Annotated in this window: 15 protein-coding genes and 1 rRNA gene; 13 read left to right on the top strand and 3 right to left on the bottom strand. The window is 71.3% G+C overall.

Annotated features, from left to right (window positions below; translation table 11 throughout):
* Positions 1 to 92, top strand: a 5S ribosomal RNA gene (gene rrf, locus ABZX11_RS45110); the annotation flags it as partial.
* A 247-nt stretch (positions 93 to 339) separates the two neighbouring features.
* On the opposite strand, the gene ABZX11_RS45115 is transcribed toward rrf, so the two are convergent.
* Complete coding sequence (locus ABZX11_RS45115; protein WP_354924896.1) at positions 340 to 792, bottom strand: Lrp/AsnC family transcriptional regulator; 453 nt, start codon at positions 790 to 792, stop codon at positions 340 to 342.
* Positions 793 to 903: 111 nt separating this feature from the next.
* On the opposite strand from ABZX11_RS45115, the gene ABZX11_RS45120 reads away from it, so the two are divergent.
* The 5 genes from ABZX11_RS45120 to ABZX11_RS45140 all read left to right on the top strand — a co-directional run bounded on the left by ABZX11_RS45120 (position 904) and on the right by ABZX11_RS45140 (position 6,761).
* Positions 904 to 1,326, top strand: a complete 423-nt coding sequence (locus tag ABZX11_RS45120) for a rhodanese-like domain-containing protein (protein WP_354924898.1) — start codon at positions 904 to 906, stop codon at positions 1,324 to 1,326.
* Between the two features lie 15 nt (positions 1,327 to 1,341).
* Positions 1,342 to 2,088, top strand: a complete 747-nt coding sequence (locus tag ABZX11_RS45125; protein WP_354924900.1) for a type 1 glutamine amidotransferase — start codon at positions 1,342 to 1,344, stop codon at positions 2,086 to 2,088.
* Positions 2,089 to 2,182: 94 nt separating this feature from the next.
* Positions 2,183 to 3,316 (top strand): inorganic phosphate transporter, encoded by a 1,134-nt coding sequence (locus ABZX11_RS45130; protein WP_354924902.1) that lies wholly within the window; start codon positions 2,183 to 2,185, stop codon positions 3,314 to 3,316.
* 29 nt (positions 3,317 to 3,345) lie between these two features.
* Entirely contained in the window at positions 3,346 to 6,321 is a 2,976-nt protein-coding gene (locus tag ABZX11_RS45135) for a bifunctional [glutamine synthetase] adenylyltransferase/[glutamine synthetase]-adenylyl-L-tyrosine phosphorylase (RefSeq protein ID WP_354924904.1), read from the top strand.
* 14 nt (positions 6,322 to 6,335) lie between these two features.
* Positions 6,336 to 6,761, top strand: coding sequence for an acyl-CoA thioesterase (locus tag ABZX11_RS45140; protein WP_176172820.1), 426 nt, complete (start codon positions 6,336 to 6,338; stop codon positions 6,759 to 6,761).
* 66 nt (positions 6,762 to 6,827) lie between these two features.
* On the opposite strand, the gene glnA is transcribed toward ABZX11_RS45140, so the two are convergent.
* Complete coding sequence (glnA, locus tag ABZX11_RS45145) at positions 6,828 to 8,252, bottom strand: type I glutamate--ammonia ligase (protein WP_176172819.1); 1,425 nt, start codon at positions 8,250 to 8,252, stop codon at positions 6,828 to 6,830.
* A gap of 269 nt (positions 8,253 to 8,521) precedes the next feature.
* Between glnA and ABZX11_RS45150 the strand changes: the two genes are divergently transcribed.
* Complete coding sequence (locus ABZX11_RS45150) at positions 8,522 to 8,911, top strand: RDD family protein (RefSeq protein WP_354924906.1); 390 nt, start codon at positions 8,522 to 8,524, stop codon at positions 8,909 to 8,911.
* Positions 8,912 to 9,139: 228 nt separating this feature from the next.
* Here ABZX11_RS45150 and ABZX11_RS45155 read toward each other — a convergent pair whose 3' ends face one another.
* Positions 9,140 to 9,868: a DUF4191 domain-containing protein gene (locus ABZX11_RS45155; RefSeq protein WP_176172817.1), complete on the bottom strand. Its 729-nt coding sequence runs from the start codon at positions 9,866 to 9,868 to the stop codon at positions 9,140 to 9,142.
* 56 nt (positions 9,869 to 9,924) lie between these two features.
* Here ABZX11_RS45155 and ABZX11_RS45160 point away from each other — a divergent pair, with 56 nt between their 5' ends.
* The 6 genes from ABZX11_RS45160 (at position 9,925) to ABZX11_RS45185 (ending at position 14,967) form a co-directional block, all read left to right on the top strand.
* Complete coding sequence (locus ABZX11_RS45160) at positions 9,925 to 12,018, top strand: ATP-dependent DNA helicase UvrD2 (RefSeq protein WP_354924908.1); 2,094 nt, start codon at positions 9,925 to 9,927, stop codon at positions 12,016 to 12,018.
* A 221-nt stretch (positions 12,019 to 12,239) separates the two neighbouring features.
* Entirely contained in the window at positions 12,240 to 12,506 is a 267-nt protein-coding gene (locus ABZX11_RS45165; RefSeq protein WP_176172815.1) for a hypothetical protein, read from the top strand.
* 152 nt (positions 12,507 to 12,658) lie between these two features.
* On the top strand, positions 12,659 to 13,015 hold the full coding sequence (locus ABZX11_RS45170; protein WP_254896969.1) for a WhiB family transcriptional regulator: 357 nt from the start codon (positions 12,659 to 12,661) through the stop codon (positions 13,013 to 13,015).
* Positions 13,012 to 13,266 (top strand): hypothetical protein, encoded by a 255-nt coding sequence (locus ABZX11_RS45175; RefSeq protein WP_254896968.1) that lies wholly within the window; start codon positions 13,012 to 13,014, stop codon positions 13,264 to 13,266. Before ABZX11_RS45170 ends, ABZX11_RS45175 begins: the two co-directional genes overlap by 4 nt.
* 652 nt (positions 13,267 to 13,918) lie before the next feature.
* Positions 13,919 to 14,785, top strand: a complete 867-nt coding sequence (locus tag ABZX11_RS45180) for a class I SAM-dependent methyltransferase (RefSeq protein WP_354924911.1) — start codon at positions 13,919 to 13,921, stop codon at positions 14,783 to 14,785.
* Complete coding sequence (locus ABZX11_RS45185; RefSeq protein WP_354924913.1) at positions 14,782 to 14,967, top strand: hypothetical protein; 186 nt, start codon at positions 14,782 to 14,784, stop codon at positions 14,965 to 14,967. The genes ABZX11_RS45180 and ABZX11_RS45185 overlap by 4 nt, the downstream gene beginning before the upstream one ends.
* The last annotated feature ends 21 nt before the right edge of the window (positions 14,968 to 14,988 follow it).

The following is a 14,988-nucleotide window of genomic DNA, read 5'->3' on the forward strand; positions in this document are numbered from 1 at the left end:
CGCCCGGTCCCATTCCGAACCCGGAAGCTAAGCCTGACAGCGCCGATGGTACTGCAACCGAAGGGTTGTGGGAGAGTAGGACACCGCCGAACTTAACCAAATGGGAAGGGCCCCGGTCGAGACGGAAACGTCTCCCGGGGCCCTTTCTTCATTCCCGGACCGGCCGGCACGCCAACCGACCCTCCCGGTACGCGAGTCGTCCATCCAGGTACGCGAGTCGTCCGTCTGGGTACGCGTGTCGTCCATTCCGGCACACAGCCCGGCCACCGTGATGCCTCCCCGATCACGCGTGATGCCCCTCCAGACACGCGTGATGCCTCCCGGATCACACGCAAGACCTCAAACCAACCCCGGCCGGCCCACCCCCCGGCCCCGCAACGGCGACGACAGCACCAGCGACGTGCTCGTCTCCCCGTACCGCTGCACCTTTTCCAGCAGCTCCTCGAGCTCCGCCGTATCCCGGCACAGTACCCGCAGGACCCAGCACTCCTCACCCGTCACGTGATCCGCGGCCACCACCTGCGCCAGCGGCAACACCGCCGTCCGGAACCGTGGCGTGTCCAGGCTCCTGACCCGAGCGCGCACCAACGCCTCGATCGGCAACCCCAGCTTCGTCGTGTCCACTCTCGCCGCGTACCCGGTGATCACGCCGCGCTCCTCGAGCCGGCGCACCCGTTCCGTCACCGCCGAACCGGACAGCGACACCCGGCGCCCGAGCTCCGAAAAACTCAACCGCCCGTCGGACTGGAGGAGCTCCAGCAGGCGCCAGTCGACGTCGTCGAGGTGGTCCACCGCAACTCTCCCGGGCTCGCAGGGCCAGAACAGGGAAATCCCCGGCCGGCCCGGGATTCCACGCCGATTGTGCCCTGTCCGGAAACCCCTGTGCCCAGCAGGATTTACCCCATGACACGCACCCTCGCCTACCCGGCAGCGGCACCGGAGGCCGCCGCGAAGCACTTCGCGGCCGAACTCGCCTTCGAGGTCGACCCCGACGATCTCGTCCAGGACCTCGAAGCCGGCCGCACCGACGGCTACGTCGTCGTCGAGACGCGGGCGCCCGAAGCCTTCGCCCACGCCCGGATCCCCGGCGCCGTCAACCTGCCCTACCGGGACCTGACCGCGGCAAGCACGGAACACCTCGACCGCGACCTCGTGTACGTCTGCTACTGCGAAAGCACCGTCTGCAACGCCGCCACCAAGGGCGCGCTCAAGCTCGCGCAGCTCGGCTTCAAGGTGAAACGGCTCTCCGGCGGCATCACCGCGTGGATCGCCGCCGGCTACCCCGTCGAAGGGACCACCGAACCCGCGATCCGCTGCGCCTGCTGACCTACCCTGGACACCGTGACCCGAATCCTGATCATCCAGCCGGACGCGTCGGACCCGGTGGGCCCCCTCGGCGACTGGCTGACCGAGGCCGGCGCGGAACTCGACGTCCGCCTGCTGCCGGAGCAGCACCTGCCCGAGCTGGACGGCTACCGGGCCGTCGTCTGCCTCGGCGGCGGCATGGGTGCCGAAGACGACGCCAAACACCCGTGGCTCGCCGACGTCCGGCGGCTGCTGAGCAAGGCGGCCGCGCAGAACCTGCCCACCCTGGGAGTCTGCCTCGGCGCTCAGCTGCTGGCCGTCGCGACCGGCGGCCGCGTCGAGGTCGCTCCCGACGGGCCCGAGGTCGGTCCGCACCTCGTCAACAAGAAAGACGCAGCGTGGACCGACCCGCTGTTCGCCGACCTGCCGCTCCTGCAGGACGTCCTGCAGTTCCACACCGACGCGATCACCCGGCTCCCGCCCGGCGCCGAGCTGCTCGCCTCCTCACCGCGCTACGCCCACCAGGCCTACCGGCTCGGGCGGTGTGTCTACGGTGTCCAGTTCCACATCGAGACGACCCCCGAGGTCGTCGAGAGCTGGGCCGCGGAATGCCCCGAGGAAGCCGAATTCGCCCGCCCCGGCTCGCTCGAGCACGAAACGCTGGTCACCGTGCACGCCGACATCGCCGAGACGTGGCGCCCGTTCGCGCACCGGTTCGTCAAGCTGGCCGCCGGGGAGCTCGAGCCGGCCGTGACGAGTCAACGGACATTACCGTTGGCTTAACGACAGAGGTCACAACCAGCAACATCCTGTTAACGGCGGGCGCACCCGTCAGGTACCTTGCGGGAGGAGTCCCCACAAGGGTGCGGAGGTCGGGGTGCAACCCTCGTTGCTGGTCGTGGTCGTCGTCGTCACGGCCCTCATTTTCGATTTCACGAACGGGTTCCACGACACCGCGAACTCGATGGCCACGTCGATCGCCACCGGGGCGCTCAAGCCCCGGGTGGCGGTCGCGATCTCGGCGGTGCTGAACCTCGTCGGCGCGTTCCTGTCGGTCGAAGTCGCCAAGACGATCTCCAGCGGCCTGGTCGACGACACGAAGATCGGCCCGGCGATCGTCTTCGGCGGGCTGATCGGCGCCGTCGTCTGGAACCTCGTGACGTGGTTCGTCGGGCTGCCGTCGAGTTCGTCGCACGCGTTGTTCGGCGGCCTGATCGGCGCCACCTGGATCTCCGCCGGCACCGATTCGGTCCACTTCGGAAAGATCGTCGAGAAGGTCCTGGTCCCGGCCGCGGCCAGCCCGGTCATCGCCGGGCTCGTCGCGATGGCCGCCACCTACCTGGTCTACCGATTCCTGGTGCGCGGCCGCCCGGCCACGCGCGGGTTCAAGGTCGGCCAGATCGTCTCGGCGTCCCTGGTCTCGCTCGCGCACGGCACCAACGACGCCCAGAAGACGATGGGCGTCATCACGCTCACCCTCGTCACCGCCGGCATGCTCCCGGCGGGCGCGTCGCCACCCGTCTGGGTGATCATCAGCGCCGCCTGCGCGCTCGCTCTCGGCACCTACCTCGGCGGCTGGCGCATCACGCACACCCTCGGCAAGGGCCTGACCGACATCGAAGGCCCGCAGGGCTTCGCCGCCCAGACGAGCTCGGCGCTGGTCATCCTGGTCTCGTCGCGGCTGGGCTTCCCGCTGTCCACGACGCACGTCTGCTCCGGCGGGATCGTCGGCTCCGGTGTCGGCCGCCGGGAAGCGCCGGTCCGCTGGCGGATGGCGGGCCGGATGGTGGTCGCCTGGCTGTTCACGCTGCCCGCGGCGGCGATCGTCGGCGCGATCTCCGGCAAGGTCGCCTCGCTCGGCGACGCGGGCACGATCGCGGTCGGCCTCGTCGGGGCCGGCGTCGGCCTCGGCATCTACCTCCTCTCGCGGCGTCACCCCGTCACCGCACACAGCTTCCAGGTGCCCGAGCCGACACCCGCCGGAACCGAGCCGGGCCGGCTCGCGGCCTGAGCGGCCGTCCCCGGCTACGGTGGTCGGTGATGGCAGACCGCGCGCGAACGACCGCTTCGGCGGCGAGGTACGGCTTCACCGACGCCCGTGCCGAGGGGCAGTTGCGCGCGGCAGGCTGGTGGTCCGACGCCGGCCCGGCCGAGTCGGCCGCCGACGTGCTCGCGGCGTTGTCCCGCACCGCCGACCCGGACCTCGCGCTGCGCGGGCTCGACCGGATCCGCGAGGCCGACGCCGCCGAGTGGGCCGACCTCGAAGCGCAACTGCGCACCCACCGGACCTTCCGCGGCCGCTTCCTCAGCGTGCTGGGGACGTCGAGCGCACTCGCGGACTTCCTCGCCGTGAACCCGGACCAGTGGCGCTCGCTCACCGCGGACAAGTGCACCGACTCCGCCTGCTACCGCGAAGCCCTCCGCACGGCGCTCCTGGCCGATGACGGATCGGTGCTCACCGGCCTGAAAGCCGAGCAGGCGCTGAAGGTCGCCTACCGCGGTCAGCTGCTCGGCATCGCCGCCGCCGACCTCGGGCACGTGGTCGAAGCCGGGCTCGAGCACCCGGGCTACGCCGAGGTCGCGGCGCAGCTGACCGAGCTCGCGGAGGCCGCGCTCGCCGCCGGGCTGGTCGTCGCCGAGGCCGAAGCCGGTGCCTCCGCCGAAGGCACCCTCGCGATCATCGCGATGGGCAAGTGCGGGGGCCGGGAGCTCAACTACGTCAGCGACGTCGACGTCATCTTCGTGGGCGGGGGTGACCTCGGCCTCGCGACGCGACTGGCGAGCACGATGATGCGCGTCGTCGACAGGGCATGCTTCGAGGTCGATGCGGCGCTGCGCCCGGAAGGCAAGGCCGGCGCGCTCGTCCGCACGGTGGACAGCCACCACGGCTACTACCAGAAGTGGGCCAAGACCTGGGAGTTCCAGGCGCTGCTCAAGGCGCGGCCGGTGGCGGGGGACGCCGAACTGGGCCGCCAGTACGCCGAGATGGTGGCGCCGCTGGTGTGGTCGGCGGCCGACCGGGAGAACTTCGTCGGCGAGGTGCAGCAGATGCGCCGCCGGGTCGAGGGCCACGTGCCGTCCGAGCACGCCGAGCGTGAACTGAAGCTGGGCCGCGGCGGCCTGCGCGACGTCGAATTCGCGGTGCAGCTGCTGCAGCTGGTGCACGGCCGGGTCGACGCGGCCCTGCGCTCGCCGTCCACGATGGACGCGCTCGATGCGCTCGGCGAAGGCGGCTACGTCGGCCGCCAGGACGCCGCCGAGCTGGGCGCGTCCTACGAGTTCCTGCGGATGCTCGAGCACCGGCTGCAGCTGCGGCGGCTGCGTCGCACCCACCTGTTCCCGGCGCCGTCGGACACCGTCGAGCTGCGCATCCTCGCCCGGGCGAGCGGGATCAAGGCCAGCGGCGGCAAGAGCCAGGGCGAGACGCTGCTCGCGGAGTTCCGGCGGCACGGCCAGGGCATCCGGCGCCTGCACGAAAAGATCTTCTACCGGCCGCTGCTGCAGTCGGTCGCGAACGTCCCGACCGAGGCGCTGCGGCTGACCACCAAGCAGGCCGCGAGCCGCCTGGCCGCGCTCGGTTACACCGCGCCCGACGGAGCGCTCCAGCACATCAAGGCCCTCACGGCGGGCGTCTCGCGGCGCGCGGCGATCCAGCAGGCGCTGCTGCCGGTGCTGCTCGACCTCTTCGCCGACACCCCCGACCCCGACGGCGGCCTGCTGTCGTACCGGAAGGTGTCCGAGGCGCTGGAGGAAACCCCGTGGTACCTGCGGGTCCTGCGGGACGAGGGCACGGTCGTGGAAAACCTGGCCTTCCTGCTCGGCACGTCCCGGCTGGTGCCCGACCTGCTGGTCCGCGCGCCGGAGGTGCTCCAGCTGCTCGGCGACCCGGCCCGGCTGCTGGGCCGCACGCCCGCCGAGGTGGCGACGTCGCTGCGGGCCGCCGTCCGGCGCCAGCCGGGGTTGAAAACCGCTGTCGGCGCCGCGCGATCGTTGCGGCGGCACGAACTCCTGCGCATCGCGTGTGCGGACCTGCTGGGGCTGCTGGACGTGCCGGCGGTCTGCGAAGCGCTCTCTTCGGTGTGGGTCGCGGTGCTGCAGGGCGCGCTGGCGGCGGCGTTCCGCCAGCGGCAGGCGGAACTCGGCCGCACGCCGGCGCGCATCGCGGTCATCGGCATGGGCCGGCTCGGCGGCGCGGAGCTCGGCTACGGCTCCGACGCGGACGTCCTCTTCGTGTGCGAGCCGTCCAAAGGGGTTTCGGACGCCGACGCCGTCAGGTTCGCTTCGTCGGTCGCGGAGACGGTCCGGAAGATGCTGGGCGCGCCGAGTTCTGATCCGGGCCTGGTCGTCGACGCCGACCTGCGGCCGGAGGGGCGCAGCGGGCCGCTGGTCCGGACGCTGGAGTCCTACCGCGCGTACTACGCGCGGTGGGGCGAGGTGTGGGAGGCGCAGGCCCTGCTGCGCGCGCGGTTCATCGCCGGCGACGAAGAGCTGGGCGAGCGCTTCATCGCGATGATCGACCCGATCCGCTACCCCGAAGGTGGCCTGGACGCGACGAAGGCGCGTGAGATCCGCCGCATCAAGGCCCGCGTCGAGACCGAGCGCATGCCCCGCGGCGCCGACGCGACCCTGCACACGAAGCTCGGCCGCGGCGGTCTCGCCGACGTCGAGTGGACGGTGCAGCTGCTGCAGCTGCAGCACGCGCACGAGGTGCCCGGGCTGCGGACGACGTCGACCCTCGACGCGCTGGCGGTGCTCCCGGAGGCCAGCCTGGCCGAGCAGCCGGAGGCGGACTCGCTGACCGAGGCGTGGCTGCTGGCGACCCGCGTGCGCAACGCGGGGATGCTGGTGCGCGGCAAGGCGGTCGACCAGGTGCCGAGCTCGGGCCGCGACCTGGCGGCGGTGGCCCGCGTCCTCGGCCAGTCGGCGGGCGACGACCCCGGTGAGTTCCTCGACTCGTACCGCCGCATCACCCGCCGGGCGCACGCGGTGGTGGAGCACCTGTTCTACGAGGCCTGACCTAAGGTGGCCGGGTGACCGATCGCGAGCCTTTCCGGACCCGGATCAAGGTCCGGCACTACGAGCTGGACACCCTGGGCCACCTCAACCACGCCGTCTACCACTCGTACGGGGAGGTCTCCCGCCTGGAGCTCCTCGAGGCGGCGGGCGCGGTGAAGGGCCTGCCGGGGGTGGCATCGGTACTGCTGGAGACGCACGTGGTGTTCCGCCGCGAGCTGCGAGCGGGCGACGAAGTCGACGTGACGTGCGACGTGCAGTTCGGCACCGGCAAGACGTTCAAGATGAACTCGAACATCATCAAGCTGGACGGCACCCTGGCGGCGGAGATCCAGTGCACGCTGGGGCTGATGGACCTGGAGCGCCGCAAGCTGGTGGAGGACCCGCGAGGCCGTTTCGAGGCGGCGGGCGCGGACCTGAGAGTTTTGTCGACGTCGGAGTAGAAGAAACGCCGGCGGCGAGGGCTTTTCGCTCCTCGCCACCGGCGTGTCCGTGGGCGTCCTAGCGGATCACACGTCGTAGTACAGAGCGAACTCGTACGGGTGCGGGCGCAGGCGCAGCGGGTCGATCTCGTTCTCGCGCTTGTACGAGATCCACGTCTCGATCACGTCCGGGGTGAACACGCCGCCCTCGAGGAGGTAGTCGTGGTCGGCCTCGAGCGTGTCCAGGACCGTGCCGAGGTCGCCCGGGACCAGCTTGACGTCCTTGGCCTCCTCGGGCGGGAGCTCGTAGAGGTCCTTGTCGATCGGCTCCGGCGGCTCGATCTTGTTCTTGATGCCGTCCAGGCCGGCCATCATCATCGCCGAGAAGGCCAGGTACGGGTTGCCCGAGGAGTCCGGGCAGCGGAACTCGGCGCGCTTGGCCTTCGGGTTGTTGCCCGTGATCGGGATGCGGACGCAGGCCGAGCGGTTGCGCTGCGAGTAGACCAGCGAAACCGGGGCCTCGAAGCCCGGGACCAGGCGGTGGTAGGAGTTCACCGTCGGGTTCGTGAAGGCCAGCAGGCTCGGGGCGTGCTTGAGCAGGCCGCCGATGTAGTGGCGCGCGGTGTCCGACAGGCCGGCGTAGCCCGACTCGTCGTGGAACAGCGGCTGGCCGTCCTTCCACAGCGACTGGTGGCAGTGCATGCCCGAGCCGTTGTCGCCGGCGAGGGGCTTCGGCATGAACGTCGCCGTCTTGCCCGCCGCGAACACCGTGTTCTTCACGATGTACTTGAACAGCTGCAGGTCGTCGGCCGCGTGCAGCAGCGTGTTGAACTTGTAGTTGATCTCGGTCTGGCCGGCGGTGCCCACCTCGTGGTGTGCGCGCTCGATCTCGAAACCGGAGCCCTGCAGGTTGCGGACGATCTCGTCGCGCAGGTCGGCGAAGTGGTCGACCGGCGGGACCGGGAAGTAGCCGCCCTTGAACTTCGTCTTGTAGCCCTGGTTGCCGCCGACCTCGTCGGCGCCGGTGTTCCACCAGCCCTCGATCGAGTCGATCTCGTGGAAGGAGGCGTGCTCGGCGGAGTCGAAGCGGACCGAGTCGAAGATGTAGAACTCGGCTTCGGGGCCGAAGTAGACGTTGTCGGCGACGCCGTACTCGGAGATGTACTGCTCGGCCTTGCGCGCGATGTTGCGCGGGTCGCGGCTGTACGCCTCACGGGTGAAGGGGTCGTGCACGAAGAAGTTGAGGGCGAGCGTCTTCGCCTTGCGGAACGGGTCGATCCGGGCGGTGGCCGGGTCCGGCAGCAGCAGCATGTCGGACTCGTGGATGGACTGGAAGCCGCGCACCGAGGAGCCGTCGAACGCGAGACCCTCTTCGTAGGCCTCTTCGGTGAAGGCCTTCGCGGGGACCGTGAAGTGCTGCATCACGCCGGGCAGGTCGCAGAACTGGACGTCGATGACTTCGACGTCCTCATCGGCGATGAGGCGCTGGATGTCGTCTGGAGTAGTGGGCACCCTCGGTGACTCCTTCTCGTTCGAGCTCGTACGGCAGTGCTCTCTTCGGCTCACGCTAAAAGTGCGGTGTTGCCCGACCGTCACCCATATGTTTCGCCGGTGTTAACGGGTGGTCGATATCGGGTATCCGACCAGGTCGGATGTGGTCCGCGCCACCGGCATACCCTAGACGGGTGGCGAGGTGGACCGGTGAATGGCTGCCCGGCACCGGAGACGGTGGCCAGGGCACTGATCAACGTGGCTCTCAGTGGCCGGGCGAGAAGCTCGGTTTGCCCGAATCGGGTGTCGGGGCGGCGGCGAGCGGAGGCGCGCGCCTGCTCGGCCTGATCGTCGACTTGGTGGTCGCGGCCCTGGTCACGGCGATCTTCCTGCACCCCAGCCTGCAGGACCCGGTGGCGATGCAGCAGTTCAACCTCTGGTCCGGCGGCGTGTGGGCGGTCATCTCGGTCATCTCGGCCGGCTTCTTCGGCTTCACCCCGGGCATGGCCGCGGTCGGCATCCGCGTCGCGCGGCTCGACGGCGCCGCGCTGGTCGGCCCGCTGCGCGCGCTGGTCCGGGCCGCGCTGACGTTCGTGATCATCCCGGCGGCGGTCCGCAACGCCGACGGCCGCAGCTGGCTGGACCGGCTGACCGGCACCGTCGTGATCCGGATGCGCTAGCCGTCCAGCCGCGAGCTGATACCGGCCGGTCCCGCTTTCGCCTCCCGCCCGGTCCAGCCAGCCACCGATCGACACGTGCGGCGGGACCAGGACGCGCGGGTGCGTCTCGGGGAACCTGGGTGAGGGGTGTTTCCGCAGTTCAGGGCCGGTGCGGGCAGCAGAACTGCCGCCGGGACAGCGAACGGCCCCCGTCCGGATCCGGACGGGGGCCGTTCGACGTCGTGCGGGTCAGCGGCGGCGGATCGTCCGCTGGACGTTGCGCATCTTCGCGCCGGCCGGCATCGGGCCCTTCGGCAGTGCCGCGCCGCGGTTGCCGAGCGCGGCCAGCTTCGCCTCGAGGGCGTCGACCTGGGCCGGCTTGAGGTTGCGGGGCAGCTTCATCAGGTAGCCCTGGAGCTTCTTCAGCGGGATCTGCTTGTCCTCGTGCCCGATGATCACGTCGTAGATCGGCGTGTCGCCGATCAGGCGGGAGACGCGCTTCTTCTCCTGGGCGAGCAGGGTCTTCACGCGGTGCGGCGCGCCTTCGGCGACCAGCACCACGCCGGGGCCGCCGAGGACCCGGTGCACCGCGTCGAGCTGCGTGGTGGCGGCGACGGTCGGCGTCACCTTCCAGCGGCCGCGCAGGTTCTCCAGCGCCCAGGCCGCCGCGCCGGGCTGGCCGTCGGCCTTCGAGTACACCGTGCGCTGCACCCGGCGGCCGAAGATGATCATGGCGGCCAGGCCGCCCAGGATCAGGCCCAGCGGCAGCAGCACCCACTGCATGTCGAAGAAGAACCCGACCCCGAACAGGACGCCGGCCACGACGACGATCGCGCCGACCATCCACGGGATGAGCCAAGGGTCTTCCTTGCGCTGCATCTTGAAGGCCTCGAAGAGCTGGCCACGGCGTGCCTTGCTCGCCGCGCGCTTCTCCTTCTTGGCCTGCTTGGCCGCTTCCTTGTCCTGCTGTCCCGCCATATGACCAGGATACGGCCGCGTGCCCCTGCCCCGTTTCCCCGTCCCCCTCTGCGAGGATGCCGGACGTGACCGGCGTACTTTCACCCAAGAGCCTGAACCGACTGCTCGACGGTCTCGACCCCGAGCAGCGCGCCGCCGCCAGTGCCCCGCGGGGGCCGGTCTGCGTGCTGGCCGGCGCCGGCACGGGCAAGACCCGCACGATCACCCACCGGATCGCCCACCTCGTCCGATCGGGGCACGTTTCCGCCGGTCAGGTCCTCGCCGTCACCTTCACGACGCGCGCGGCGGGGGAGATGCGGACGCGGCTGCGCGGCCTCGGCGTCGACGCGGCGCAGGCGCTGACGTTCCACGCCGCCGCCCGCCGCCAGCTCCGCTACTTCTGGCCGCGCGTGGTCGGCGACCGGCCGTGGGACCTGCTGGAGAACAAGCTGCGGTACGTCGGCCAGGCCGCGAACCGGGCCAAGCTCGGCACCGAGGTCGAGGTCCTGCGCGACCTGGCGAGCGAGATCGAGTGGGCGAAGGCGTCGCTGATCAGCCCGGACGACTACCCGGCCGTCACCGCGCGCGCCCAGCGGGACATCCCGGCCCCGGCCGCGCAGGTCGCCGAGGTATACCGCACGTACGAAGAACTGAAGAACGCCGCGCAGGTGCTCGACTTCGACGACCTCCTGCTGCACACGACCGCGGTGCTCGAGGAGCACGGCGCCGTCGCCGAGGAGTTCCGCGACCGCTACCGGTGCTTCGTCGTCGACGAGTACCAGGACGTCACGCCGCTGCAGCAGCGCCTGCTCGACGCGTGGCTCGGCGGCCGCGACGACCTGACCGTCGTCGGCGACGCGAACCAGACCATCTACTCCTTCGGCGGCGCGTCGCCGCGGCCGCTGCTGGAGTTCACGCGGCGCTACCCGGACGCCACGGTCGTCCGCCTCGAGCGCGACTACCGGTCGACGCCCGAGGTCGTCGCGCTGGCCAACCGCGTGATCGGCGCGGCGCGCGGCCGGCCGGCGGGCTCGCGGCTGAAGCTGATCGGCCAGCGGCCGCCGGGGCCGGAGCCGCGCTTCGGCGAGTTCGAGGACGAGGCGGTCGAGGCGGCCGCCGTCGCGCGCCGGGTGCGCGAGCTGCTCGACGGCGGCGTCGCGGCGAGCGAGATCGCGGTCCTCTACCGGATCAACGCCCAGTCCGAGGCCTACGAGTCGGCGCTGGCCGACGCCGGCATCCCGTACCTGGTCCGCGGCGGCGAGCGGTTCTTCAACCGCACGGAGGTCCGCCAGGCGATGTCCGCGCTGCGCGCGGCGAGCGGCGACGGCAGCTCCGACCTGGTCACGACGGTGCGTTCGGTGCTCGCGCGGGTCGGCCTGACCGAGTCGCCGCCCGCCGGCGGCGCGGCCAAGGAGCGGTGGGACGCGCTCCTGGCGATCGTCGAGCTGGCCGAGGAGCTCGCGGCGGCGGTTCCCGACGCCGACGTGCCCCGGTTCAACGCCGAGCTCGACCAGCGCGCCGCGGCCCAGCACCCGCCGACGGTCGAGGGCGTGACGCTGGCGTCGCTGCACGCGGCGAAGGGCCTGGAGTGGGACGCGGTGTTCCTCGTCGGCCTGGCCGAGGGCACGATGCCGATCCTGCACGCCGACGGCGACGAAGCGGCCATCGAGGAGGAGCGGCGGCTGTTCTACGTCGGCGTCACCCGGGCCCGCGAGCACCTGTGGCTGTCCTGGGCGCTGGCCCGCACGCCGGGCGCGCGGCGCAACCGGCGGCGCAGCCGGTTCCTCTACGGCCTGGTCCCGGAGGACCACCCGGCCGCCCGCGTGGCGCGGTCACAGCAGAAGCCGTCGACGCCGGTCAAGACGCGCTGCCGCGTCTGCGGCGGGCCGCTGTTGGAGACCCTCGAGGTCAAGCTGGGCCGCTGCGGGCGCTGCCCGTCCACAGTGGATGAGGACCTGCTGGAGCGGCTGAAGTCGTGGCGGGCCGACCGGGCCCGCGAGCTGAAGGTGCCGGCGTTCGTCGTCTTCACGGACGCGACGCTGATGGCCATCGCCGAGCAGCGCCCGGCCGACGAGGCGGGGCTGGTGTCGATCTCCGGCATCGGCGCGACGAAGCTCGAGCGCTTCGGCGCGGGGATCCTCGGGGTCGTCCGGGCGTCGACGGGGTCTTGACCGCGTCCGGACCATGATCGACGCGGCGAACCCGCTGCTCAGGGGCGATCTTCGTAACTTCGAGGATTTTCCCGTTAATTGAGTTGCAGCGGTGTGGTGCGGGGCAATAACCTGCCAGTACCGAGCCCGAAGGGCTCGACTGGGGATCTACGAGCAGTGTCAACTCAAGACGTGCCGCTCGGCGGCTGCGTGTGCAGAGTACAGAAGGAGGTGCCGGTGAAATGACCATCAACATGACGCTCACGAACCCGGGCACCCGTCTGTCCTGCGCCGCGGAAGTTGCGGCTGCTCAGCGCCCGGGCACCGGTGTGTTCGCCGGCACCGTGAGCGCTCACGAGATCCGTGGCATGCGGCGCGACTCGCGTCGTTGGGCCACCGGTGTCGTCGTCTTCGGGACGCAGGGCGTTCTCGCCGCGTACCCGCAGGCCGATCTGCCGACCATCAAGCAGTTCCGTGTTCCGTTGTCGATACGGGAGCGAAGTTCCTGACCCCGTCAGGACACTGAGGCTCACGAAGGCCGCGGAACCGGATAACCCGGATCCGCGGCCTTCGTGTTTTTGGCTGCACAACCCAAGAGGAACCAGCGTTGCCCAGCTCCAGCACTCAACCGAAAACCCGTACGACACAAGGAGGAACCACCATGTCTTCGGCCATCGCCTACACCTCGGGTGAGGCAATATTCGCCGACCTGCTCGACCCGATCGCCGTCCCCGACGTCGCTCTGCCCTGCCGTTCGGGCGACGCGGACCTGTGGTTCGCGGAGTCCCCGGCCGAGCTCGAGCGCGCCAAGGCGCAGTGCGCGGACTGCCCGGTCCGCGAGGCCTGCCTGGCGGGCGCACTGGCCCGCCGCGAGCCCTGGGGCGTCTGGGGCGGCGAGATCTTCGAGCGCGGCGCGGTGATCGCGCGCAAGCGGCCCCGCGGCCGCCCGCGCAAGAACGCAGTCGTCGAGCCCGCCGCGGCCAAGGCCGGCGGCGACCACCGGAGCGCCGCCGCATGAGCGTCGAGCCGGTTACCACCAGGGATTACGAAGCCCACCCCCGCAGCGAAGAGCTGCAGCTGACGAAGACCGAGATCGAGGAGATCAGCGAGATGTTGCTTTACGAAGAACTGTCCAGGGCCCGAATACGGGACATCGAGGAGGGGGTCCGCGCCCAGCGGGCCCGAGGTGGCGCCCGTGCCGCCCGCCGGTGGACGCGAGTAGCCCGATGGGCTGCCCGCCGGGCGGAGCGGTACCAGGAGCAGAACTGAGCGCAGGCCCCCGCCACCCGATTCCGGGTGGCGGGGGCCTGCGTGTTTTGCCGCGGGTGGTTGAGGTGGGTCGCCGGTGGCGGGGGATGGCGCGGCCGGGGTTCGGCGACGCGACGGCGAGGTCGGCGGGCAGCGCGGCGGACGGCCAGTGGGCGGCGGCCGGTGGCGGAGGGCCGCTGCTGGCGGGGTTCGGCGCCGCGGGGGCGCGGTTGCGGCCTGCCAGCGCACAGCAGCGGTCGGGCGCTGCGGGCCGGAGGGTGTGCCGTGGCGGCGAGTGGCGTCTTGGTGCGCAGATTCCGGCCGGAGCTCCGGCATGGGGAATGCGGGCGGGGCGTCGGTGGGCCTCATCCTTGCGGGTGCGCGGGTGCGCGGGTGCGCGGGTGCGCGGGTGCGCGGGTGCGCGGGTGCGCGGGTGCGCGGGTGCGCGGGTGCGCGGGTGCGCGCGGACCGTGGCGACGAGCGAGGCTCGTGCTGTGGAGTCGGGCCGGGGGCGTGCCGTAGGGGGTCGCGGTTGTGCAGTGCTGGGTGCCGGCGGCTGCCGCGGGCGGGTGCGGTGCGCCGTGGCGGGGTGGGCTGTTGGGGTTTGGGGCCTCCTTTGGGTGGTCTGGTTCCGTGCGGCTCTGGGGGCGGGGTGCTGGTGTTGAATGGGGTGATGTCCGGACACTCCCACGACCACATCGACTGGGCGGACCGCCTGGCTCAACTGCGGATGGCCGATGCCCTTGATGCCGCGGCGCTTGCGCCCGTGGCGCGGCGGCTTGTCGGCTCTGTTGGGGCGCGGCCGACCGTTGTCGATGTCGGGTGTGGGGCTGGGGGGATGAGCGTGCTGTTCGCGCGCGAACTCTCGCTTTCTTCCGGGGGCACCGTTGTGCTCTTCGATGCCACGCCGAAGCTGCTTGTCGAGGCTGAACGGGCCGTTGCCGAGGTTGCCGGTGAGGCCGTTGAGGTTGTCAGCCTGCTCGGGGATCTCAGTGATCCGGCCCTTGCCGTTCCCGCCGCCGATCTTGTGTGGGCCTCCGGGGTTGTGCACCACGTCGGTGATCAGCAGGCCGCGCTGCGGACGCTCGCCGGCCTCTTGCGGCCGGGTGGGGTGGTTGCCGTCTGCGAAGGGGGGCTCGAAATGCGGTGCCTTCCGTGGGATCTGGGTGTCGGGCGGCCAGGGCTGGAGCAGCGGCTGCTCGCCGCGCGGGGGGCTTGGTTCGAACGGATGCGGGCCGCGATTCCGGGAAGCGTGCGCATGCCCTACGGGTGGCCGCGGGCGCTTCGGGAGGCCGGGCTCGAGGATGTCGAGTCGTTCGGTGCGCTCATCGATCACCCGATGCCCGGCTCGGACCTCCTTCGCGAATACGTCGTGCACCGCGTCGGGTGGTTTGCCGACGTGGCCGGGGAGTGGCTCGACGCCGATGACCTCGCCGCCGTCGCTGCGCTCACCGATCCGGAGAGCCCGGACTTCCTCGGCCACCGGGACGACCTCTCCCTGCTGGGCGCCAAGGCGATCCACTGTGGACGGTTGCGGTGAGCGCGCCGGAGGCCGCCGGGTGCACGCGCTGCGGGCGGGCCCGCGCCGCCGATGACGACCCGGCTACGGCGCTCGCGTGGGTCTCCACCCGTGAACGTGGCACCGTGCGGTGGCTTTGCCCGGACTGCGCCCGGGAGCACGTGCGGGACATCGAAGGCAAGCTGCCGGATGAGTACTGGTGATCATTGTGCTCTCCTGAGCGG

This window comes from Amycolatopsis sp. NPDC004169 (assembly GCF_040610315.1).
In the GTDB taxonomy this organism is placed as follows: Bacteria; Actinomycetota; Actinomycetes; order Mycobacteriales; family Pseudonocardiaceae; genus Amycolatopsis.